Origin of the sequence: Streptosporangium sp. NPDC051023, assembly GCF_040689595.1 — a bacterium.
In the GTDB taxonomy this organism is placed as follows: domain Bacteria; phylum Actinomycetota; class Actinomycetes; order Streptosporangiales; family Streptosporangiaceae; genus Streptosporangium.
This window is the reverse complement of record NZ_JBFBCE010000121.1, coordinates 1-22980: the sequence shown is the minus strand read 5'-3', so window position 1 is coordinate 22980 and position 22980 is coordinate 1. Positions and strand designations below refer to the sequence as shown.

At 70.4% G+C, this 22980-nt stretch carries 16 protein-coding genes and 1 riboswitch; of the genes, 8 read left to right on the top strand and 8 right to left on the bottom strand.

The window, feature by feature from the left end; translation table 11 throughout:
- Positions 1–267: 267 nt before the first annotated feature.
- Positions 268–1329 carry a LacI family DNA-binding transcriptional regulator gene (locus AB0395_RS43745; protein ID WP_366292851.1) on the bottom strand — a complete coding sequence of 354 codons (1062 nt, stop codon included), beginning with the start codon at positions 1327–1329 and terminating at the stop codon, positions 268–270.
- A gap of 292 nt (positions 1330–1621) precedes the next feature.
- Here AB0395_RS43745 and AB0395_RS43740 point away from each other — a divergent pair, with 292 nt between their 5' ends.
- The gene (locus tag AB0395_RS43740; RefSeq protein WP_366292848.1) at positions 1622–2905 is read left to right on the top strand and encodes an ATP-binding cassette domain-containing protein; all 1284 of its coding nucleotides are present in this window, start codon (positions 1622–1624) and stop codon (positions 2903–2905) included.
- Between the two features lie 83 nt (positions 2906–2988).
- Here the strand turns inward: AB0395_RS43740 and AB0395_RS43735 are convergent, their stop codons facing one another.
- From AB0395_RS43735 to AB0395_RS43720, 4 genes are all read right to left on the bottom strand, one after another.
- A complete protein-coding gene (locus AB0395_RS43735; protein WP_366292845.1) occupies positions 2989–3621 on the bottom strand; it encodes an amino acid-binding protein in 633 nt (210 codons plus the stop codon).
- A 94-nt stretch (positions 3622–3715) separates the two neighbouring features.
- Entirely contained in the window at positions 3716–4984 is a 1269-nt protein-coding gene (locus AB0395_RS43730) for a hypothetical protein (protein ID WP_366292842.1), read from the bottom strand.
- Between the two features lie 195 nt (positions 4985–5179).
- Positions 5180–6796 carry a glycoside hydrolase family 13 protein gene (locus AB0395_RS43725; protein ID WP_366292840.1) on the bottom strand — a complete coding sequence of 539 codons (1617 nt, stop codon included), beginning with the start codon at positions 6794–6796 and terminating at the stop codon, positions 5180–5182.
- Positions 6797–7180: 384 nt separating this feature from the next.
- Positions 7181–8404: a lipase family protein gene (locus AB0395_RS43720; RefSeq protein WP_366292837.1), complete on the bottom strand. Its 1224-nt coding sequence runs from the start codon at positions 8402–8404 to the stop codon at positions 7181–7183.
- A 465-nt stretch (positions 8405–8869) separates the two neighbouring features.
- On the opposite strand from AB0395_RS43720, the gene pulA reads away from it, so the two are divergent.
- On the top strand, positions 8870–11662 hold the full coding sequence (gene pulA / locus AB0395_RS43715) for a pullulanase-type alpha-1,6-glucosidase (protein WP_366292834.1): 2793 nt from the start codon (positions 8870–8872) through the stop codon (positions 11660–11662).
- Between the two features lie 84 nt (positions 11663–11746).
- On the opposite strand, the gene AB0395_RS43710 is transcribed toward pulA, so the two are convergent.
- On the bottom strand, positions 11747–12337 hold the full coding sequence (locus tag AB0395_RS43710; protein WP_366292831.1) for a putative glycolipid-binding domain-containing protein: 591 nt from the start codon (positions 12335–12337) through the stop codon (positions 11747–11749).
- Between the two features lie 223 nt (positions 12338–12560).
- Between AB0395_RS43710 and AB0395_RS43705 the strand changes: the two genes are divergently transcribed.
- From AB0395_RS43705 to AB0395_RS43690, 4 genes are all read left to right on the top strand, one after another.
- The gene (locus AB0395_RS43705) at positions 12561–13517 is read left to right on the top strand and encodes an alpha/beta hydrolase family protein (protein ID WP_366292829.1); all 957 of its coding nucleotides are present in this window, start codon (positions 12561–12563) and stop codon (positions 13515–13517) included.
- 226 nt (positions 13518–13743) lie between these two features.
- A complete protein-coding gene (locus AB0395_RS43700) occupies positions 13744–15801 on the top strand; it encodes an N-acetylneuraminate synthase family protein (protein WP_366292826.1) in 2058 nt (685 codons plus the stop codon).
- 150 nt (positions 15802–15951) lie between these two features.
- Positions 15952–16881 (top strand): glycosyltransferase family 2 protein, encoded by a 930-nt coding sequence (locus tag AB0395_RS43695; protein ID WP_366292823.1) that lies wholly within the window; start codon positions 15952–15954, stop codon positions 16879–16881.
- On the top strand, positions 16878–18164 hold the full coding sequence (locus AB0395_RS43690; RefSeq protein ID WP_366292820.1) for a polysialyltransferase family glycosyltransferase: 1287 nt from the start codon (positions 16878–16880) through the stop codon (positions 18162–18164). Before AB0395_RS43695 ends, AB0395_RS43690 begins: the two co-directional genes overlap by 4 nt.
- 105 nt (positions 18165–18269) lie before the next feature.
- On the opposite strand, the gene AB0395_RS43685 is transcribed toward AB0395_RS43690, so the two are convergent.
- Positions 18270–19454, bottom strand: coding sequence for a DUF6716 putative glycosyltransferase (locus AB0395_RS43685; protein ID WP_366292818.1), 1185 nt, complete (start codon positions 19452–19454; stop codon positions 18270–18272).
- Between the two features lie 11 nt (positions 19455–19465).
- Complete coding sequence (locus AB0395_RS43680; protein ID WP_366292815.1) at positions 19466–20503, bottom strand: hypothetical protein; 1038 nt, start codon at positions 20501–20503, stop codon at positions 19466–19468.
- A gap of 144 nt (positions 20504–20647) precedes the next feature.
- On the opposite strand from AB0395_RS43680, the gene AB0395_RS43675 reads away from it, so the two are divergent.
- Both AB0395_RS43675 and AB0395_RS43670 read left to right on the top strand, forming a co-directional pair.
- Positions 20648–21604 carry an oxidoreductase gene (locus tag AB0395_RS43675; protein ID WP_366292813.1) on the top strand — a complete coding sequence of 319 codons (957 nt, stop codon included), beginning with the start codon at positions 20648–20650 and terminating at the stop codon, positions 21602–21604.
- 350 nt (positions 21605–21954) lie between these two features.
- Positions 21955–22091, top strand: a riboswitch (cyclic di-AMP (ydaO/yuaA leader).
- Positions 22092–22107: 16 nt separating this feature from the next.
- Positions 22108–22806 (top strand): CHAP domain-containing protein, encoded by a 699-nt coding sequence (locus AB0395_RS43670; protein ID WP_366292810.1) that lies wholly within the window; start codon positions 22108–22110, stop codon positions 22804–22806.
- The last annotated feature ends 174 nt before the right edge of the window (positions 22807–22980 follow it).

The following is a 22980-nucleotide window of genomic DNA, read 5'->3' as shown; positions in this document are numbered from 1 at the left end:
CGCGCCACCGCGCCCGCCAGGCCGAAGGCCTGAACCACCCAGACCGCAACCAACGACGGCCGGCCGGACCACCCGCCCCCCGCAGCGCGAACCCACCCACCCCGAACCCGGCCCAGCGCGAACCCACCCACCCCGAACCCAGCCCAGCGCAAACCACCCACCCCGAACCCAGCCCAGCGCAAACCACCCACCCCGAACCCAGCCCAGTCCGAACCCACGAACCCCAGCGCGAACCCAGCCCAGCCCGACGCCCCAGGCAAACACACCTCAGCGGTTCACGAGCGGACCAGAGCCGGTCGAGCGGCGCACGACCAGCTCGGGCTGGAAGATTAGCTCGACGTGCCTGCTCCGAGTGCCGTTGATCTCCTCGATCAGGGTCGCGACGGCGGCCGAGGCCATCGCGCCGATGGGCTTGCGGACGGTGGTCAGCGGCGGGTCGGTGAAGGCGATCAGCGGCGAGTCGTCGAACCCCACGACCGAGACGTCGGCGGGCACGGAGAACCCCCGGTCCCGGCATGCCCTGATCGCGCCCAGCGCCATCAGGTCGGAGGCGCAGACGACCCCGGTGCACCCCCGCTCGAGCAGCCGGGTCGCGGCCGCCTGACCACCCTCTACGGAGAACAGCGAGTGCGAGATCAGCTCGTCGACCTCTGTCGCGCCGAGCAGCTGCGCCATCGCCTGGCGGTACCCCTCGATCTTGCGGATCACCGGCACGAACCGGCGCGGCCCGAGGGCCAGGCCGATCCGCTCGTGCCCGAGGTCGACCAGGTGCTGTACGGCCAGCCGTGCCGCCGCCCTGTCGTCCGGCGAGATGAACGGCGCGTCGATCCGGTCACTGTACCCGTCGAGCAGGACGATCGGCAGCCCGCGGCCGACCAGGCGGGTGTAACGCTCCACGTCGGCCGTGGTGTCCGCGTGCAGCCCCGAAACGAAGACGATGCCGCTGGCTCCCCTGTCCATCAGCAGCTCGGTGAACTCGTCCTCAGGAGCGCCGCCCGGCAGCTGAGTGCACAGCACCGGCGTGTAGCCGTGCTGGGTCAGCGCCTTCTCGATCGCCTGGGCGAAGGCGGGGAAAATCGGGTTGTCCAGCTCCGGGGTCACCAGCCCGACGAGCCCGTTGCTGCGCTGGCGCGACCGCTGCGGACGTTCGTAGCCCATCATGTCCAGCGCCGCCAAGACCGCCTGCCTGGTCGCCGCCGAGACTCCTGGCCTGCCGTTCAGCACCCGGCTGACCGTGGCCTCGCTCACCCCCGCCTGTGTGGCGATGTCGGACAACCTGACACTGCCGTCGAGGCGGGACCGAGGGACCCGCGGGAGTTCACCGTCCACCAGAAGCACCCCACCATGCGACCGAGCGGGGCGCAAGCCAGACGGCATTCGGCCCCTGGGACGTGAAAGTCGTTCGCGAAACTTTTCGCAAACTGTAACACCCGCAACCCGTTGTCACGATCAGCACCTGAACCCTGTCATCGTGAAGGCAGCCGCTCGGAGACGACGAAGTGACCTGGAGATGTGCGATTTCTAACGACATCTATGGACATGCAGGCAAGTGTCGCGATGTACTACCTCATCAATCACACGGCTGGATCCGGGCAGCGGAGCCCGGGAGGAACGAGCGCGCATGAGTACCGTCGTCCTCGACAATGTGACAAAGGTCTACCCTGGCGGGTACCTCGCGGTTGACCGCATCAACCTGCGCGCCGAAAACGGGGAGTTCCTTGTCCTGCTCGGGCCCTCGGGATGCGGCAAGTCCACATTGCTGCGGATGATCGCGGGTCTTGAGGAAGTCACCTCGGGGGATCTGTGGCTCGGCGGAACCCTGGCCAACGATCTCGCTCCGCGTGACCGCGACGTCGCCATGGTCTTCCAGAATGGCGCACTCTATCCGCACCGCACCGTGCGGGGCAACATGGCCTTTCCCCTGGAGATCGCCAAGGCCGACCCCGCCCTGGTGCGGGAGAGGGTGACCGAGCTGTCGAAGGCCCTGCACATCGACGAGACCCTCGAACGCCGACCTGGAACGCTCTCCGGCGGCCAGCGCCAGCGCGTCGCGATGGGCAGGGCGATCGTCCGCCAGCCCTCCCTGTTCTTGATGGACGAACCGCTGTCCAACCTCGACGCGGGCATGCGCACCGAGATGCGCATGGAGATCTCCTCGCTGGTCCGCTCCCTCGGCGTGACCACCATCTACGTCACCCACGACCAGGTCGAGGCCCTGACGCTGGCCGACCGCATCGCCATCATGAACCGCGGCGTGCTCCAGGACCTGGGCACCCCGGGTCAGGTCTACAACGATCCAGCGACCGCCTTCACCGCGGCCTTCCTCAACTCCCAGCAGCTCAACCTGCTGTCGGCCACCGTCAAGACCCCGCAGAACCAGTTCATCCTGCTGGACTTCGGCCCGCACCAGATCACGATTCCCTGGACCGATCCCAGGGCCTACGTCATATCCCAGCACGTCGGCCACCAGATCATCGTCGGCCTGCGGCCGGACTGCCTCGCCCCGGTGCCCGAGACCTTCGAGGGCCCCACCTTCTTCGGCCGGGTCAGGGCGCTGGAGTACCACGGCCACGAGTGGCTCGCCTATGTCGAAAGCGGCATCCAGTCGGTCGCCGTCCCCGAGCCTCCCGACCCCCGCCACCACGCCCGCTCGCTGGCCGCCTCCGCGCCCGGCGGCCGGGCCATGGCCGCCCTGCGCAGGCTGCTTCCCGGACGGTCCGCCGAGCCCGAGCAGGAGCAGGAGCACGAGCAGGCGAGCGGCACCCACCGCAGGGCCGATCTCATCGTCCGGCTCGGCGCGCGCCCCGTCTGGCGGGCGGGCGAGCCCGCGCGGGTCGGCGTCGACGCCAGCCGCCTGATGCTCTTCACCGGCGACGGCTCTCGCATCGACCCGGCGCGCCGCTGAAGGCACCGCGCCGCTGAGCACCCCGCACCACTGGGCACGCCGCGCCGGGCGTGCCGCGCCGGGCGTGCCGCGGGTGCGTGAGGTCAGCGGCTGATGATGGAGACGATCTCCACGACGCGGATCGCGCGGTCAAGCTCCGCGCGGTGAAACGACGGCCCCTCCGTGCGGGCGAGAACCAGGTGGAGGCTCGCGCCGGGGACGGGAAGACTCATGAACCGGTGGCGGCCCGCGGTGAGCGCCGAGGGGCGCAGGGAGGTGAGGTCGGCCGTCTTGACACCGGAGAGGCCGCCCTCCTCGTCGAGAGACTGCGGGGCCTGCCAGCTCCGGTGGACCAGCTCACCGCTCTCCGAGGAGACGGCGACCGCCCATTCGGCGCTCACCAGGTCGGGGATGGCGTCGACCAGGGTGGCGAAGGCCCGCCCCGGGTCGGAGGCCACGTGCTTCAGCAGGTCGTAGTCGGGAGCGACCCCGGGGATCTCCCTGGTCGGCCAGACGGCCTCGACGCGGATGCCGGGCACGGCGGAAAGACGGTCTCGGATGCCGTCCGCGTCGAAGGGGCCCGGCCAGGAGACCGTGAAGTCGTCCACGGCCCGCCCCGCCTCTCGTTCCAGCACCGTCACCTGGAGAATGTCGGCGCCCAGCGTGCCGAGCACCCGGGCCACCTGCCCCAGGGTCCCTGGCCTGTCGGGGAAGGACACCCTTAGCCGCAACATCATCGTCGACCACCTCTCTCTGGACACAGGGTGTCCTAGACAGGTTTCACGGAGGTTCCGGGGAGATGTCCAGGATAAGACCTTAAGTCCGAAAAGCTTAGTTCTGGTAGGCACCCGCGTCGGGGGTCCCGGACAGCGAGTTCCCCGCCAGGTCGTGGGCCGGGGCAGCGCCGCCGTACCAGGAGGGGTCGAGCTTCAGGCCCCGGCCGCGCGCCGGGGAGGCGGGGCCGAGGCGCAGGTCGTCGTGACTGCGGAAGCGGGGGTCGGCCACGACGGATTTCGGGCCCAGTTTGAACTTGCGGGACCTGCCCTGGTAGACGCTGCCGCCTTCGTCCGCGCCCTTGCCGTCCTCGTATCCCATCTGGCCGCCGACCACGATGACGTTGTTGCGCAGCCTGAGGATGCCGGGCGAGCAGCCGTCGTGACAGGACCAGCCGATGGTGTCGCGGGCGGGCAGGTAGACCGAGTTCTGCACGGCGACCGTGCCGATCACCGGGCCGACCACGTGACCGGGGCCACGGGTGACCAGGAAGGAACCCCGCTTGCGAGAGGAGGTCACCACGTTGTAGGCGAACACGTTCCCCGTCGCGGTCTTCCCCTTCTCCGCCCCCAGCTCGACGAAGGTCTCGTTGTCGCGGGCGATGTTCCTGGTGACAAGGTTGCGGTCGCCGTTGAACACCTCGACGGCCGCGCCATCGGTGATGTAGTCCTGGCTCGCCGCGTAACTACCGGTGATCACGTTGTCGGTGATCACGTTGTCGTCCCCGTTGAGCAGAACGCCGAAGGCGCCGGAGTCGTTGTCACCCCCGCTGTCGTTGACGCTCATGCGGTCGTTGCGGGTCAGCACGCTGTTCTTGACGACGTTGTGGGCGCCGATGATGTTGATGCCGCTGACGTTGCGATCGGCCAGGACGCCGTCCAGCTCGTTGCGGTCGCCGGTCACCTCGAAACCGGCCCACTGGCAGCCGCTCGCGCGCAGCCCGGTGACCCGGAGGTAGGAGCCGCTGATCACCACGCAGCTCTCCTCGGCGCCGCTGATCCTCGGGGTCGAGCCCTTGCCGTACGGCTCGACCACGACGGGCTTGGCGGCGGTTCCCCTGGCAGCGAGCGTCAGAGACCCGTTCCAGTTCCCGCCACGCTTGAGGCGCACGACGTCGCCCGGGCGCAGCCTGGCCGCGTTGACGTTGTCCAGGGAACGCCATGCCTTCGCGGGCGAGGTGCCCGGCGCCGAGTCGTCGCCGCCCCTGGAGTCGACGTAGTAGGCCCGGCCCTCCCCGGCTCCGGCGGCCCCGGGGACCACGACGAGCAACCCGCCCGCCGCGAACGCCGTCAGGACGGGAACGGTCCACCGCCGGGTCGACTCCATGTGGGCACGCTCCATCGCTGTGTGACGATCAGCTGGTCAGCGCAGATCCTGGCACACCAGGTCCTCGCCGGGCCATCGAGGGAGCGACCCCCCAGCGAACCGTTACAACTCTTTCACCGGCGTTGAGGGTGCCATTGCCCGGCGGGGAGCACGTATCACGCCTCCGGGCGACCGGCACGCGACGCCGTACGGCTCTCACGCGTCGCCGCGTTCCCACCAGACCGCGGAATCGGGGGCGAGCCGCGCCACACCACCCTCAACGACCGGCTCCGCGCTGGCCAGCAGGACACGTCCCGGGAGGGGCAGCTCGGCGGGTTCCCCGGTCAGGTTGAGCGTGCAGGCGAACCTCTCGCCGCGGCTGAAGGCCAGCGTCCCCTCAGGGGAGTCAAGCCACCGCAGCGGGGCGTCGTCGAAGGACCGCAGCGCACGCCTGACGCGCAGCGCGTGCCGGTACAGGCTGATCGTGGACAGCGGGTCCGCCAGCTGCGAGCGGACGCTGAGCGGGCCCCACGAGGCCGGCATGGGCAGCCAGGGCTCCTCGCTACCGGGCAGGCTGAAGCCGAAGTGCGGCTCGGCGTCGACCCACGGGATGGGCACCCGGCAGCCGTCCCTGCCGTCGTCGGGGTCACGCAGCCGCTGGGGGTCGCGCAGGAACTCCTCCGGCAGGTCGAGGACCTCGGGCAGACCGAGTTCCTCACCCTGGTAGAGGTAGGCGGAGCCAGGCAGGGAGAGCGTCAGCAGCGCCGCGGCGCGTGACCTGCGCAGGCCGGCCTCGCCGCCGCCGTAGCGGGTGACGTGCCGCTTGACGTCGTGGTTCGACAGAACCCAGGTGCTGGGCGCGCCGACCAGCCCGGCCGTGTCCAGCGACTCCTGAATCACCGCACGGAACCTGGCCGCGTCCCACGGGGTGGTGAGAAAGTGGAAGTTGAAGGCTTGGTGCAGCTCGTCGGGGCGGACGTAGTCGGCAAGCCGCTGCGGAGACGGCGCCCAGGCCTCGGCGACGCCGATGCGCTCGCCGGGATAGGAGTCGAGCAGCCTGCGCCAGGCCCGGTGAATCTCGTGAACGCCGTCCTGGTCGAAGAACGGAACCACGTCGGCGCCGATCATCCGGACCTGGTCGGGGTGGCCGACGTCGGGCAGGCCCTCCGCCTTGACCATGCCGTGCGCCACGTCGACGCGGAAGCCGTCGACCCCCAGGTCGAGCCAGAACCTCAGGATCGACTCGAACTCCGCATGGACCTCGGGGTTCTCCCAGTTCAGGTCGGGCTGCTCCGGGGCGAACAGATGGAGGTACCACTCGCCGTCCGGCAGCCGGGTCCACGCGCGGCCACCGAAGATCGACTCCCAGTCGTTCGGCGGCAGTTCCCCCTCCTCGCCCTTGCCGGGGCGGAAGACATAGCGCTCCCGCTCGGGGCTGCCCGGGCCCGCGGCCACCGCCTGCCGGAACCAGGCGTGCTGGTCCGAGGTGTGGTTGGGCACGACGTCGACGATCACACGCAGGCCATGCCGGTGCGCGTCGTCGATGAGGGCGGCGGCGTCGGCCAGCGACCCGAAGATCGGGTCGACGTCCCGGTAGTCCGCGACGTCGTAGCCGAAGTCGGCCATCGGCGAGGTGTAGAACGGGGTCAGCCAGATCGCGTCCACCCCCAGGTCCGCCAGGTAGCCCAGGCGGCTCCGCACGCCCAGCAGGTCGCCGATCCCATCCCCGTTACCGTCGGCGAAGCTGCGCACGTAGACCTGGTAAATCACCGCGTCACGCCACCAGCGGGCGGCGGTCTCGCTGGGATGGTCAGCACGGACGAGCTCGGTCATGGCGGTCCCCCGATCAGACGACTGTCAGGTCGTGGCGCCTGGCGGCCCCACGACGTGGCGGCCCCCGCCGCGGGTCCGGCGGCGGACCGCGGAGCTGGGGCAGGGTACGCCGGACGTTACGCGGGCGTGAGCCTCAACGGAAGAATTTTCTGCAAGAGTCTGCAAACTTGTTACAGATCAACGTAAAGACAGAAGTTATGGCGCCTCCTATGCCACAGGAGGCGCCATAGAATCTCCAGATATCAAGTGATATATCGGTTACCACCTGTGCTTTTACTTCGTCCGGCGTTGACCGGCCGTCACCGCCGACATCTCAGACTTCCGAAAATCCCTGGAAGGGCTTGCAGGAATTGCGGCCCCGCCGATCACGCTGCCCCGGAGGCCTCAGCAGGTGCTCGCCGGGGTCTGCCCGGAACGCAGGGTGTTGACGAACTCGAGGGCGTCGTCGAAGGAGGCGGCGACCGCCCCCCGGTGGTCGGCTCCGGAGTAGACGCGGTAGCTGACCTTCTTCGCCTTCGCGCACATGGTGCTGACCAGGTAGTCCGTCGTCTGCTTCGGCACCAGGACGTCGGTGGTGCCCTGGGCGACGAGGGTGGGGACCCGCACCTCGATGCCCGTGGGATCCTGCGTCTGCAGATAGCGGGTGAGCGGTCCGAGGTCGGCCCCCGGCACGAAGACGTTGTTGACCGGGATCGTCGCGGCCACCTCACGGATCTGCGCCAGGCAGCCCTTCCTGGCGACCGTGAGCAGGGGCTTCGCCGCGTCCGTCAGGAGCGCGTCGGGATCGACGGCGGGATCGGCGGCGGACGCGCCGATGAGGATCGTGGGCAGGAAGGCCAGGGCCGCCTGGGCTCCCGCGCCGCCTGCCTGGATGTAGGGGGCGGTCTGGCTCAGTCCCACACCGCCGGGAGCGATCGCCACCGCGCCCAGCAGCTTCACGTCCTGGCGTGTGTTCTCCGCGGCGGCGGCGAACAGCGCGGCGTGACCGCCCTGGCTGTGCCCGACCGCGAACCAGCCGCGGCCGACCCGGTGGTCCAGGTTGCGCGCGGCGCGCACCATGTCCAGCACCGTGTTCGCGTCGCTGCGGCCGTTCATGTACGGATGCTCGCCCGGCGTGCCGAGTCCCTCGTAGTCGGTCTGCACCACGGCGAAGCCGTGCGCCACCCAGGCGTCACGCGTCTGGTCCATGACCGACAGGTAGTCGTGGACGGGGCCGGTCGGGCTGTCCGCCGAGGGGGCGCACGCGTCCGCGGTGCCGGTCGTGCCGTGCGCCCAGCTGATCACCGGCCAGCCGCCCGCGGGCGGCCGCGTCCTGGGCAGCGAGACCGTCCCGGAGACCGTGACGCGCTTGCCCTTCGCGTCCTCGGACACGTAGGTGACGAACCAGTTGCGGGCCGCGCTGGGAAGCGCCGCCGAGCCGGTCAGCGGGCGGACGGTGAGGAGCTTGCCGCGCTGGCCGTGGACGGCGCCGTTGCCCGCGGGCCTGTCCGCGGGCCCGGCGTCGGCGCCCGCCGTACCCGTGCTGACCGTCACCGTGGCCGCGGCGAGGGTGGCCAGTGCCAGTGCAACCACACGCCGGCGGCGTGGGGGGTTCGTGGAGGACTGCATGGACGCTCCTTGATTCACGTTTCGTCGTTTCTGACCATGTTCCAGATGACTTCGCCGGTAAAGACCATGATCGGGCCGCCCGGACCGGGACGGCATGCGGGAGGCACGCGCAGGCCCGTCACCGCGCCGTGCTCACCGTCCCACTGTCCGGGACCCGTCGCACGTGCCATACCACAGCCTCCCGCACCGCCAGTCGGTCCAGGCAACCGCAGCGTGCCCGGCCGTGGTTCCCCCGTCCCACTCACCGGTACCGGCCACCGCGGCGATGAACACAGTGATGAACACCGCGATGAACACGGTGATCTCGCATTACCGCCGCCGTGCGGGGAACGACGAAGGCAGGGGACCGTACCCGCGGGGTGAAACGGCCGCTCGAACCGAGCGGGCCGTCCCCCTTCAAAACCCGTGGGCAGTACGAAGGCGACAGTCCGCCTCCGCGTCCCCTTGACCGAGGGGACCGGGAACGTGAGCCACATCACCCGCGAAGGTGAGACGAACGACCTGCAGGACGGCCGGGGACATGACCGGGCCGGGACGGACCGGGAGGAGCGGGAGGCAGGCGCGGCCGCCGCGGGCGGTGGACGGCCGCTGCCCGGTGCGCCGCCCCGGCCACAGGTCCCGCGCGCCGACACCGACCTGGGTCAGGCGTGGGCGCACTGGATCGACCGGGGCACCGTCGTCTGGGGGACGGAGCCGTCCTCCGGGCTCGACCACAGCCTGGTCTTCTCCGGCGAGGGCGGCATCGCGTACGCGGACGGGGATCTGACCGGCGGTCTCGGAGTCATCCGTCTGTCCCCCGGCGCGCTCACGGACGCGCAGCGGGCCGGATGGCCCCACCTGGCCCGGCACGCCGCCTTCACGGTCGATCCACGTGACGCGGGTCTCGTCCCCCTGGCGCTGCGCGGCCAGGTCGTGGCCGCGCAGCGGGACGTCTCGGGCGCGCTGCTGGCCGCGACGGGCGTGCAGCTTCCCGGCGTGCTTGACGACGTCTACGCCGGGGCGGCCCGCGCCGAGCTCGGCCCGGTCTGGGACGGCGGGAAGCCGAGGCTCTCGGTCTGGGCACCGACCGCCCGCGAGGTGGAACTGGCGCTGTACGACGGCTCTCCTGGCGGGAGCCGTACCGTGCACCGGATGCGGCGCGACGATGAGACGGGCGTGTGGTCGGTCACCGGAGCGCCCTCGTGGCGGGGGCGCTACTACACCTTCCTGGTCACGGTTTACTCCCCGGCCGCGGGCGGGGTCGTCACCAACGAGGTCACCGACCCCTACAGCCTGTCGCTGTCCACGGACTCGGCCCGCAGCCAGCTCGTGAACCTCGCGGACCCGTCCCTGGCACCGGACGGCTGGTCCTGCCTGCCGAAACCCCCCGCCGTCCCCCAGCACCGGGCGTCGATCCATGAGCTGCACGTGCGTGACTTCTCCGCCTCCGACCTCTCCGTTCCCGCCGATCTGCGGGGCACCTACGCCGCGTTCGCCCGCGACTCGGCGGGGATGGCGGAGCTGCGCGGCCTCGTGGAGGACGGTCTGACCCATGTGCACCTGCTGCCGGTCTTCGACTTCGCCACCGTTCCCGACAGGAGGGCGGACCGCACCGAGCCGGACGGCGACCTGGCCGCGATGCCCGCCGACTCGGAGCAGCAGCAGGCCCGCATAGCCCAGGCGGCGGCGAGGGATTCCTTCAACTGGGGCTACGACCCGCTGCACTACACCGTGCCCGAGGGCTCCTACGCCTCGGCCCCCGAGGGGGCGGCGCGGATCAGGGAGTTCAGGGGGATGGTCGCCGGGCTGAACGGGGCCGGGCTGCGGGTGGTCATGGACGTGGTCTACAACCACACCTACGCCGCGGGCCAGGAGCCCGGCTCCGTGCTCGACCGCATCGTGCCCGGCTACTACCACCGGCTGCTCGACGACGGCGCGCGGGCCACCTCGACCTGCTGCGCCAACACCGCGCCCGAGCACGCCATGATGGGCAGGCTGGTGGTCGACTCCGTCGTCACCTGGGCCCGCGAGTACAAGGTGGACGGCTTCAGGTTCGACCTGATGGGTCACCACCCGAAGGCGAACCTGCTCGCGGTCCGCGAGGCCCTGGACCGGCTCACCCCCGCCGAGGACGGCGTGGACGGTGCATCGGTCATCCTGTACGGCGAGGGCTGGGACTTCGGCGAGGTCGCGGGCGGCGCCCGTTTCGAGCAGGCGACCCAGTTCACCATGGCGGGCACCGGCATCGGCACCTTCAGCGACCGGCTGCGCGACGCGGTGCGCGGCGGCAGCCCGTTCGACGCCGATCCCGGGGTGCAGGGGTTCGGTTCCGGCTTGGCGGGGGCGCCCAACGGGTCACCCGCGAACGGCGGTCCGGAGCAGCAGCGGGACCGTCTCCTGTACTACCAGGACCTGATCAAGGTGGGACTCACCGGCAACCTGCGCGACTACGCGTTCACCGCCTCGGACGGCAGGCAGGTCAGGGGCTCCGAGGTGGACTACAACGGCGCCCCCGCCGGATACGCCGCCGCGCCCGGCGAGGTCGTGACCTACGTCGACGCCCACGACAACGAGACGTTGTTCGACGCGCTGGCCTACAAGCTGCCCCGGTCGACGACCATGGCCGACCGGGTGCGGATGCAGACGCTGTCGCTGGCCACGGTGGTGCTGGGGCAGGGCGTCGCGTTCGTGCATGCGGGCAGCGAGCGGCTCCGCTCGAAGTCCTTCGATCGCAACTCCTACAACTCGGGCGACTGGTTCAACCGGCTGCTGTGGGACTGCGCACAGGGCAACGGGTTCGGCGCGGGCCTGCCTCCCAGGGCCGACAACGAGGGCAAGTGGGACTATGCCCGGCCGCTGCTCGCCGATCCCGCCCTCAGGCCGGACTGCGCGGCGATCCGCTCGGCCAGGGCCCGGTACGGCGAACTGCTGAGGATCCGTTCCTCCTCCCCCGGCTTCGCGCTCGGCTCCCTGGCCGAGGTGCAGAGACGGCTGACCTTTCCCCCTGGCGGCGCGTGCGAGATCCCGGGAGTCCTGACCATGCACCTGGACACCTCGGGGCTCGATCCCCGCTGGACGTCGGTGACCGTCGTCTTCAACGCGACACCGGAGACCCAGGCGCGGGCCGTGGCCGCGCTGGAGGGCGCCGAGGTGACGCTGCACCCCGTCCAGACGGCCTGCGACGACCCCGTCGTGAAACAGTCGGCCTTCGATCCCGGCACCGGGACGCTGAGTGTTCCCGCGCGGACGGTGGCCGTCTTCGTACGGCCCGCACCATGAGAGGGCCGGTCACCATGGCACGGCGCCCCGGGAGCGGGATGACGCGGCGTGGCGCCGGTCATCCCTGCGAAGACACCCCGTCTGTCATCCCTGCGGGGATGTCCCGCCGGTCATCAGAGTGGCCAGGCCCGGGTACTCGGTGACGATCCCGTCGTCGTCGAGGGTGAGGTCGGCGCTGAAACCCTCACTCTCGAAGCGCACGCTGTTCGGGGCCAGGTGGGTGTAGCGCTGGGGATGGCAGAGCACGTGCAGGTGGGGGACCAGGACCCAGGCCATGATCAGGTCCATCCGCCCCTCACAGGCCGCGAGACCGTGACGGAGCACCGGCATGGTGTTCGTCAGCGGTGAAAGTCCGAGGTCGCAGTCGAGTGCGCCGTTCAGGACGTTCATATCCCCGCCGGGCGGCGGGCCTTCCAGGCGCCCTTCCTCCTTGGTCTCGCACGACCAGGTGCCGTGGGCCGAGCGGCGCAGGTCGAGGGCCCTGTGCCAGTCCGCGCCGTGAGCCCGCACCGACAGCAACTCGGTGACGTATCCGGGCAGGGTGCGCAGGGTGTACTCGAGGCGATAGGGCATGGGGTCCGTGCCGATGGCCACCCCGACCGCCGTCAGCTCGGCCCCGAGGTTCACCTCGGCGTACTCGGCGCCCCCGTCCTTCATCCACACGAGCCCGCGCATCCCTCGCTCCCTTCGCCCGCCCCCACCTCCGGGAAAGGATCGGTGGCACCGACCTACCCCGGCAGCCCCGCGTGAACCGTCACGGCGTGCGCAAACACGGGGCCGCCGCCTCTCCCCACGGGGCGGCAGGAAGACCGGGACCGGAGCGACGCGCCGGGGGCCGTGCCACGACGCGGGCGCGGTGAGCTTCCTGCCGCCGCGAAGAGCCGCCAGGATTGGCCATGTGAACCGCACAGCCGTACGCCTCTGGGTTTTCCTGGCCGCGGGAGCAGCGGTGGTGGCCGTGCTCCTGGCCCTGCTGATGCCCTTCTCCTCAGAGGGCTCGTTGCACGAGCGCGGACAGGACGTCCAGGTCAGCCGTCTGAGTGAGCGCGACCACGTGCTCACGATCACCTCCTCCGCGCTGGGGCGCACGGGCACGGTGCGGGTGCTGCTGCCCAGCGGATGGCGTCCCGGGTCCGGGCCATGGCCGGTGCTGTACCTGCTCAACGGATGCTGCCAGAGCGAGTACGACGCCTGGGCGACCCAGGGGGAGGCGGCCAGGCTCACCGCGCCCTACCCCGCCATCGTGGTCATCCCCGAGGTCGGCGCCGTCGGCTTCTACTCCGACTGGCAGGACGGGCCCGGCTGGGAGACCTTCCACCTCGTGGAGGTCCGCCGGGTCCTCGAACGCGACTACGGGGCCGGGAACCGGCGAGCGGTCGCGGGACTGTCCATGGGCGGGCTCGGCGCGATGAGCTACGCGGCCCGCCATCCGGGGATGTTCCAGGCGGCCGCCTCCTTCTCCGGCGTGCTGAACACCCTCGACGGCAACGGCGGCGTCGACTGGCTGCTCGGCCAGTACAACGAGGACTCCGCCGACCTCTGGGGCGACCCCGGAGACCCCGACTGGAGCGCGCACAACCCCGCCGATCTCACCGACAGGCTGCGCGGCCTGCGGCTCTTCGTCTCCTGCGGAGACGGCACCCCGGGACTGCTGGATCCCCCGGGCACCGCGCAGGACCGGGGGGAAACGTCCCTGCTGCGCCAGGCGGAGACCTTTGCCGAACGGGCGAGGGCGAACGGCGACCAGATCACAATCGACTTCTATGGGCCGGGCACGCACAGCTGGCCGTACTGGAGGCGTGGCCTGGAGCGCGCGCTCCCCATGCTCATGGAGTCCATCGGCGCCAAGGTCTGAGCCGGTCATCGTGCGGGAGAGCAGGCCCCTTCTCGGAATGGGCTTACGGCGGAGCGTTCGGTGCCGCGCACACTGCCCTCCGTGTTGGAGCTCCTGGTAGTCCGGAAAGTTAAGACGGCCGACTCTGGACGTTCAACTCAGTCACCCCTATCCGGTCACCCTCGTGGCTAGCGTTCCTAAAACGCCCCAGCTCAGGGGCATTTGCCGTATGTCACGAGGAGCCACCTTGCGAGTCCTGGCCGTTGTCCCCGCCCGTGGAGGTTCAGCGGGCGTCCCGCTGAAGAACCTGGCCGCGGTCGGCGGCACTCCACTGGTCGCCCGTGCGGTGAAGGCCTGCATGCGGGCCGAGCTGATCGACGAGGTAGTGGTCAGCACCGACCACAAGGGGATCGCCGAAGTGGCTCGCGGCGCCGGGGCGACCGTGATCGAACGTCCCGAGGAGCTGAGCGGCGCGACCGCCTCCAGCGAGTCGGCCGTGCTGCACGTGCTCGACCATCTGTCCGACACCCCGGACGTGGTCGTCCTGGTGCAGTGCACCAGCGCGTTCATTGACCCCGCCAACCTGGACAGCGCGATCGTCAAGGTCCTCGACGGCACCGCCGACGTGGTGTTCTCCGGGCTCGAGACGCACGAGTTCCTGTGGAACGCGGCAGGCGCGGGCATCAACCACGACCCGTCCTCCCGTCCGCGCCGCCAGGACCGCGAGCCCGACTTCCGCGAGACCGGCGCGTTCTACGTGATGCGTACCGAGGGCCTGCGCGAGCACGGGCACCGCTTCTTCGGCGCCGTCGCCGTGCAGCCCGTCCCGTCTCGGCACGCCATCGAGGTCGACACCCCCGAGGACCTGGAGATCGTCAGGGCGCTGGCGCCGTTCGTCGACGAGCCGGAGCCGATCGACGTGGACGCCGTGATCACCGACTTCGACGGGGTGCACACCGACGACCGCGCCTACGTCGACCAGGACGGCCGCGAGATGGTCGTGGTCAGCCGCTCGGACGGCATGGGCATCTCGCTGCTGCGCAGGGCCGGCGTCAAGCTGATGATCATGTCGACCGAGCAGAACCCGGTGGTCGCCGCCCGTGCCCGCAAGCTCGGCGTGCCGGTCCTGCAGGGCCTGACCGACAAGCAGACCGTGCTGCGCGACTGGCTGGCCATCGAGGGCATCGACCCGGCCCGCGTCGCCTACATCGGCAACGACGTCAACGACCTCGGCCCGATGGGCGACGTCGGCTGGCCCGTCACGGTGCCCGACGCCCACCCCAAGGTCCGCGCCGCCGCCAGGACCGTGCTGACCAGGCCCGGCGGGGCCGGAGCCGTACGGGAGCTGTGCGACCGGGTCCTCGCGGCCCGTCCGGTGCCCGAGTCGGCGCCGGTGGCCGCCCCCAGGGCCGAGCTGCGGCTCACCCCGGTCGCCAAGCCGGTCCAGATCGGCGACGCGCTGGTCGGCGCGGGCCAGCCCGTCTACGTGATCGGCGAGATCGGCATCAACCACAACGGCGACCTGGACATCGCACGCAAGCTCATCGACGTGGCCGCCGACGCGGGCTGCCAGGCGGTCAAGTTCCAAAAGCGCACGCCGGAGATCTGCGTGCCGCTGGAGCAGCGCGACCAGATCCGCCAGACTCCGTGGGGCGAGATGACCTACATGGAGTACAAGATCAGGACCGAGTTCGGCCTTGACGAGTACACCGAGATCGCCAAGTACTGCGAGGAGCGCGGCCTGCACTGGTTCGCCTCGCCGTGGGACGTGCCGTCGGTCGACTTCCTCGAGGCCATGGACGTGGTCACCCACAAGGTCGCCTCGGCCAGCGTGACCGACCTGGAGCTGCTGCGCGCCCTGGCCGCGACCGGCAAGCCGATCATCCTGTCCACCGGCATGTCCACGCTCGAGGAGATCGACAGGGCGGTGGAGGTTCTCGGCACCTCCAAGCTGGTGTTGATGCACGCGACCTCCACCTACCCGCTCCCGCCCGAGGAGGCCAACCTCCGCACGATCGTCACCCTCCAGGAGCGGTACGGCGTGCCTGTCGGCTACTCCGGCCACGAGCGCGGCCTGCAGATCTCGCTGGCCGCGGTGACCCTGGGCGCGGTGACCGTCGAGCGCCACATCACGCTGGACCGCACCATGTGGGGTTCGGACCACGCCGCCTCGCTGGAGCCGTCGGGCCTGGAGCACCTGGTCCGCGACATCCGCATCATCGAGACTGCCCTCGGCGACGGCGTCAAGCGGGTCTTCCCGGGCGAGGAGGCGCCGAAGTCGCGGCTGCGCCGAGTGACTGTGTAGTCGGCCAAGCCACAACCAGTCCCGGCCGACCGGTTCGGCCAGGCCATGACTGTCCCGGACACCGGCGTTCCCCCCACGCGGTACAAACTGCCTGGGGGGAACGTGGTGATCGACCTCAATGGTGACCAATCTCAATAGGGAAAGAAAAAGTTGATCAAGCTGTCCGTCGTCGTCCCGGTCAGGGACGCCGAGCTCTACATCTCCGACGCGCTCACCTCGCTGAGCAGGAACGCGCACAGGGACTTCGAGTTCATCGTGGTTGACGACGGATCGGCCGACGCGACCGGGCAGATCATCGAGGACTTCCGCAATGACCTGCCCGGCCTTGTCGCGTTGCGCAACGAGACGCCGGTCGGGCTGGCCGACGCCCGCAACCTCGGGGTCTCGCTGGCCTCCGGCCGTTATGTGACCTTCATGGACGGCGACGACTGGCTGGCGCCCGGTTATCTCGGCGAGCTGGTCGGAGCGATCGAGCGGCTCGGGTGCGACTTCGTCCGGGTGGACCACATCCAGGCCGAGGGCCGCAAGCGGGTGATCCACAGGGCGCCGCTGGCCACTCGCGAGATGGTGCTGAAGCCGCGCGACCATATCCTGCCCGTCGGGGTGAAGACGATGGTCGACTACCCCTACGCGTGGGCCGGGATCTACCGCAGGGACCTGGGGGACCTGCTGACCTTTCCCGGGCACCTGCACACCGCGGAGGACCGGCCGTGGATCTGGCGGCTACACCGGCAGGCGGGCTCGTTCGCGGTGGTCTCACTGGCCGGACTGTTCTACCGGAGGATGGTCGCGGGCTCGCTGACCCAGATCGGCGACGCCAGGCAGTTGCACTTCTTCGACGCCTTCGACCTGGTCTTCGCCGGTCTGGAGGAGGAGTTCACCCCGAAGGCCGTGCGCACCTTCTGCGCGCTCCTGGCCCACCACCTGGAGCTGGCCGACCGTTTCTCCCCCGAACTACGCGCCCGCTTCGAAAAGCGCGGCGCCGACGCCCTCAGGCGGCTGCCCCCCGACCTGTACGCCGCGGGCCGTCTGGAACCGGAACGCGACCAGATCCTGCAGAGGCTGTTGGAGGCCCGATGACGCAGCTGTTCTACGCCTCGACCTTGTTCGGCGCGATGACGCTGGGGACGGCGATCAACGAGGGCCGCTTCGGGCCGCACCGGGGACGCAGGATCCTGCTGGTCTCCAACAACGCGGCGATCCCGGAGATCACCCCGTCCCTGGACCAGGCGCCCGGCTTCGCCGCGCTGCGGTCGCACTTCGACGAGGTGTGGTCGTGGAACGACATCGTGGCCCCGCTGCACCCGTCCGACTGGAAGGCCCGCATCATCGAGGTCCCGATGCTGGGCCGCCTGCTGCGGTCCCATCTCTCCCTCGACGAGGGGCCGGATGAGCTGGTCCTGGAGTCCATCGCGGTGCCGCCCGCCAGGACCATCGCCGGTCTGATCAAGGACTGTCCGATCACGGTCTACTCCGACGGCCTGATGAGCTACGGCCCGACCCGTGATCCCCTCCCTCAGGAGATCTCGGGGCGGATCACCCGCCTGCTCCACCTCGACCTGGTGCCCGGCCTGTCACCGCTGCTGCTCTCCGAGTACGGCGTGCCCGCGGGCACCCTCCCCGACCAGGCCTTCCTGGAGGTGATCGCGCAGGCGGAACGGCTTGCACGCGGCACGGAAGGCCTTCCCAAGGGGCAGCCGATAATCCTCGGCCAGTATCTGTCCGCGCTCGACATCGTCACCCAGGACGAGGAGGCCGGGCTCCACGCGGACATGCTGCGGGGCCTGGCCGCCAGGGGGTTCCGCGACGCGCTGTTCAAGCCGCACCCCGCGGGCGGGCGGCGTCACGCCCAGCAGCTCCGCGAGACGGCCAGGGAGCTGGGGGTGACGCTGACGGTCGTGGGAGAGGCCGTTCCCGCGGAGTCGTGCTTCGCGGCGCTCAGGCCCAAGATGGTCGTCGGATGCTTCTCCACCGCCCTGATCACCGCGAGAAAGCAGTTTGGGCTGCCGGTGGCGACGGTCGGGGGCGGGCTGGTCCTGGAACGGCTGGCGCCGTACGAGAACAGCAACCGGATCCCGGTCACGATCACCGACGCCCTGCTCCCACGCCTGTCACCGGACGGGTCGCTGGAGGAGCCTCCCCCGGTTGACCTGCAGGCTCTGGTCAGCGCGGTCGGCTACTGCATGCAGAGCGGCTCCCATCCGGGGCTGCGCGAGCAGGCCTCCGCCTACGTCCAGGCGAACGACACGGCCCGCTACTTCAAGCGGCAGCGCCTGGCCGCACTCGAGCTGATCCCCACGTCCGCCCAGGAATCAAGCACCCTGGGCAAACTCCGCCGCCGCCTCTCCAAGGCCCTCTCCTGACCCAGCTGTCCGCCGCGCACGCCTGTTGGACACGCCCCCTCCGGTCACCGGCCCAAGGCCGTTCGCACCGTGAGGGGGCGCTGCCGTACTGCCAGGCGTCACCGATCAGAAGACATTGAGATAGCGGCGCATCCGGCGCTTGGCTCGGTAGCCGACGCGCAGCACATTGGGTGGCACCTCGACGCGCAGGCGAGCCCGGCGGCGGGCGGCGGCGTACTGCGGGCCGTCCAGCAGGGAACTGGCGGGGACGAGACGCCCGGAGCGGGCCTGGCCGACCAATGCGACCATCTGGGAGACCCAGTCGCTCTCGCCCTGCGGGTGGAAGTAGTTCGCCCGGCACCACGCGGGGTCCGGCGTGCGGAAACGGCCCTGGGCCAGGTCCTCCAGGGTGCCGAGCAGGCCGCTGCCCTCGAAGACCAGGTTGATCATCTCGGCGCTGACCCCGAAGTCCGACAACACCAGCAGCGGTACCGACTGGGCGATCGCCTCAAGCGCCGCGGTCGAGCTGACGGTGACGAAGCCGGCCGCGTGCGCCAGGTGCTCGTGCATGGGGCCTACCGCGAACCGCACCGCGCCGGGACGGACCCGGCCCTCGCCCTCAAGCGACTGCCACAGTCGCTGGTAGTGGTGGCGTTCGTTGTGCGTCTGACGCTCGTTGTCCAGGGCGCGGAGCTTGACGACCACGTCCAGGTCGGGGCGCCGCGCCGCGAGATCGGCCAGCGCGAGCAGGATCAGCTCGCGGTCCTCCCTGCGCTTGGGCACCTTGGCCTGGGTGGCGAACACCACGCGGTTGCGGGGCCCCGTGACGGGGACCTCCTCGCCGTTGTGCAGGAACGGCAGCCGGGTGAGGCCGATCGCCCCGCCGCCGCCGAGTTCCTTGCCGATCGCCGAGAACTCCTCGACCTCCCGTCCGCTGTGCAGGACGAACAGGTCACATCCGCTGCGGAAGATCCATGCCTTCTCCGTCGCCGGAATGGAGATGCCCGGCAGGCCCGAGACGAAGACCGGCCTTGGCTGAAGATCCGCCAGCACCTCGCTGACCAGCACGTCGACCACGGGTCCCGTGCAGGCGACCAGCACCACGTCCGGCCTGAACCGCTCCGCCGCCTTGCGCAGGGCCCTGGCGGACAGCACGGGCGGATCGGTGGCCGCGCCGGCCACGGCCGCGTGGATCTGCGCCGGGGAGGGCGTGATGGGGGTGCGGACCACCGTCAGCTCCGCCGTACAGCCGGAGGGCAGGCCCTCCAGCAGGTAGGCGGCCCACTTCAGGTAGGAATCCGAGTCGGCCACGGCCAGGACCTTCAACCTGTGACTCCAGTGTCGTGATGGGCGAACATCGAAAGGTGGGAACGGAGGGAGGGGGCGGCCTGGGCCGTCCACCACTCGTCGGGGACGTCCACGGTCTCCACGGCGACGCCGCGGGCCGACAGCAGGACACGCAGGGACGTGACCGCGGTCGACGGCAGGCTCAGGACGCGCTGCTGCGCGCCCAGGCCCCGCAGGGTCATCTCGGCGGGGGCCCCACCGTCGTAGACGGTGATCCCGGGCTGTTCCCTGACCCGGGCGAGGTCGTTGGGGTCTTCCCTGCGATGCGGGAAGTAGGCGACCGGTTCGGCCGAGCCGAGCCCGGCCAGCCAGGTGAAGTAGCGGTCGCGGTGGATGAGGCCGTTGCGGACCAGCGAGGTGCCGAGGACGACGGTGCGCTCCTCGGGGCCCGGCTTGCGCAGGGGCTGCGACCTGAGCCAGGCGAAGTCGTGGGTGATCAGCTCGGCACCCTTGTCGCGTACGGCTCGCGCCAGATCCGCGGGGACGGGCAGCGCCGTGAAGATCGACAGGCGGCCCGAGCGGGCGGCGGCCCGCAGCCGCATGCCCGCGGCGGCGCCGAGGACCTTCCTGAGCGGGCTCGCCGTTGCCCTCGCCCTCAGCAGGGGCGTTCCGATCCGCCCGGTGAGCAGTTCGAGGAGCCTGATCGTGGCCAGCCCGTCGTCGACGATGACGATCCGCCCGGGGAGGGCGGTGAGCCAGCCCGCCTGGACCTTGCCGGAGAAGGCGTCGCCGACCGCCCAGCTCACGCCCCGATGAGGCCTGGGCATCTCGGGCGCCGGCACGGCAAGCTCGAGCCCCGCGGGCAGACCGAGCCTGACGATCTCGCGGCGGGTTACCGCCAGCGGACGCAGTTTGGCCCTGGGCACCACCAGGGCGTGTGCGCCGAGCAACCCGGAATGGTGGGCCTCCACGGCGCAGAGCATCTGCAGCGGGGACTCCACCCAGGCAATGGCCGAACCCTGCTCCCGCGCGTGGTCTCGACCGTCCTCCACGCCGGGCGATGACCCGTTCACGACTGCCTCACCGTAACCCGGATGTCTTACACGCCCGGGAACTGCGGGTGAACACCCGAATACACCCACTTGCGGGCTGGGGACCGGCGATCTACGTTTCCGTACGAAACGGTTTCGTACACCACATCTTTTGGAGATTGATTTATGTGGACTTCTGCCGACATTCCTAACCTGGCTGGCAGAACCGCGCTGGTCACCGGCGCCAGTGGCGGGATCGGGCTGCCGACTGCCCTGCGCCTGGCGGAGCGCGGCGCCAAGGTGATCATGACCGCGCGTGATCCAGCCAAAGGCGAGGCGGCGCTCGGCACGGTCAGGGCGGCGGTCCCGGATGGGCGGGTCGAGCTCAGACACCTCGACCTGGCCGACCTCGGCTCGGTACGGGCGTTCGCCGACGCCTTCGACGAGCCCCTGGACCTGCTGGTCAACAACGCGGGCATCGGCATGATCCCCCGGCGGACCACGGCCGACGGCTTCGAGATGCAGTTCGGCACCAACCACCTGGGACACTTCGCCCTGACCGGCCTGCTACTGCCCCACCTACTGGCCACGCCGGAGGCCCGAGTCGTCACGGTCTCGAGCGACGCGCACAGGGTGGGCAGGATCGACTTCGACGACCTGGAGTTCGAACGCGGCTACCGGCGCTTTACCGCCTACGGCAGGTCCAAGCTGGCCAACCTGCTGTTCACGCTGGAACTGCAGCGCCTGGCGGGGAAAAGGCTGCTCAGCCTGGCCGCCCACCCCGGGGCGACGGCCACCGACATCATGCGGCCGGGCGTGCTCACCAAGCCGGTCGGCGCCCTCATGCGCCTGGCGCTCCAGCCGCCGGAGAAAGGGGCCGTCCCGTCTCTCTACGCCGCCACCGCTCCCGGCGTGACCGGCGGCCTGTACGTCGGCCCCGGCCCGAAAACACTGACCCCCTCGGCCGACGCGCTGGACGAGGCCCTGGCACGACGGTTGTGGGAAACGTCCGAGGAGCTCACCGGCGTACGGTTCACGGCGATCACGCGGCCCCGTAGCCCACGGCGTCATCCTGCCGCCCCGGTCGGAGGCGGGGACCTGCTCCCCGCGGACACGGCCGCCGGTAAAGAACCCCCCTCTTGACCAGGCGAAAACCTGTTTGGGGAAAAGATCTACGTTTGCCTGGGCGAGGGTGGCGGAGACGGCGACCTCCGGCCACTCCTCTTCGGCCGCGCCGTACCGGAACGCCCTTTCCCACAGGGGTTTCCAGCACCGCGCCAAAGATCGGCGCGGGCGCGGGGGCGCAAAAACCAGCCCGGTTTTCCCGCCCAATTTCGGGCTATTCCCAAGCCAAGGCAATGTGCCGGACTTGTAATCGTCTGTCCGGTTCACGTACGTTCAACGAATTCGTGGCGAACGCCTAGACCTTCGCAGGTCAACGCATTGCCAGCACATTGCCCGACCGTGCTCTGCCAGGTGGGACTTCCGCCTGATGGACACGGCCGCCGAATCCGCGAGTTTCGCGGAACCGGGGAACCAAGTTTTTGGGGTGAATCAGCGCATCAGCGCTGTAGGGCACTTTCCAGCCCGAACCCGTCAGCTAACCCGGTAGGCGGCATGGAAGCGACGCAAGGAGTAGTCCCCTCATGGCCAAGCACCGCCTTACCTCCACCCCCAAGACGCACTACCTGGCCCGCATCATCCTCGGAACGTCCATCGCCCTCGCGGGCGGGATCGCCGCAGGCCCCGCCGCCTTGGCGGACACCCTGGACCACGCGCCCGTCAGCGCCCAGAACCCCGAGGTCCAGACCTCGAAGACCACGCTCCAGACCGAGGCCGAGCGCCTGCCCAAGGTGACCGCCCAGCAGGTCCTGGACCTCGCGGCCCGGCAGATCGGCGTCAGCGAGAACGCCCAGGGCGGCGGCACCAAGTTCCAGTCCTGGTACATGTCCACCGAGCGCGCCAAGGAGACCACGGCCCGCGACGGCGGCCGCATCCGGGACTACGCCAACGCCCCCTGGTGCGCGATGTTCGTCTCCTGGGTCGGCGAGCACGCCGGCATCCGCCCCACCGTGGGCTGGGACGCCTACACCGTCACCCACGCCAAGTGGTTCAAGGAGCACGACCACTGGGGCACCACCCCCAAGCCCGGCGCGGTCGTCTACTTCGACTGGCAGGGCAGCAAGGACCTCGACGGCATCGACCACGTCGGCTTCGTGAAGAAGGACAACGGCGACGGCACGATCACCACGATCGAGGGCAACACCGGCAACGGCAAGGTCGAGCAGCGCGTCCGGCCGACCTCCCAGGTCGTCGGCTACGGTTACCCGGTCTACAGCGGCTGACCCCGTACGGCCCGGCCCGCAGCGGCCCACCCGCCCGCACGGCGCCCCGGCCACCACGGCCCGCCCGTACGGCACTGCGCCTACAGCGGCCGACCCGCTCGCTGTAACGGCTGATCCCCCGCATCCGGAAAGGGGCGCGGCTCCCCCCAGCCGCGGCCCGGTGGGCCGCCCGGC

What these genes read in the sequence shown, in the direction of transcription:
- AB0395_RS43740 (WP_366292848.1), top strand. Translation starts at nt 1,622, where the DNA reads ATGAGTACCGTCGTCCTCGACAATGTGACAAAGGTCTACCCTGGCGGG.
- AB0395_RS43720 (WP_366292837.1), bottom strand. Translation starts at nt 8,404, where the DNA reads ATGCAGTCCTCCACGAACCCCCCACGCCGCCGGCGTGTGGTTGCACTG.
- AB0395_RS43725 (WP_366292840.1), bottom strand. Translation starts at nt 6,796, where the DNA reads ATGACCGAGCTCGTCCGTGCTGACCATCCCAGCGAGACCGCCGCCCGC.
- AB0395_RS43710 (WP_366292831.1), bottom strand. Translation starts at nt 12,337, where the DNA reads ATGCGCGGGCTCGTGTGGATGAAGGACGGGGGCGCCGAGTACGCCGAG.
- AB0395_RS43730 (WP_366292842.1), bottom strand. Translation starts at nt 4,984, where the DNA reads ATGGAGTCGACCCGGCGGTGGACCGTTCCCGTCCTGACGGCGTTCGCG.
- AB0395_RS43735 (WP_366292845.1), bottom strand. Translation starts at nt 3,621, where the DNA reads ATGATGTTGCGGCTAAGGGTGTCCTTCCCCGACAGGCCAGGGACCCTG.
- AB0395_RS43675 (WP_366292813.1), top strand. Translation starts at nt 20,648, where the DNA reads ATGTGGACTTCTGCCGACATTCCTAACCTGGCTGGCAGAACCGCGCTG.
- AB0395_RS43670 (WP_366292810.1), top strand. Translation starts at nt 22,108, where the DNA reads ATGGCCAAGCACCGCCTTACCTCCACCCCCAAGACGCACTACCTGGCC.
- AB0395_RS43690 (WP_366292820.1), top strand. Translation starts at nt 16,878, where the DNA reads ATGACGCAGCTGTTCTACGCCTCGACCTTGTTCGGCGCGATGACGCTG.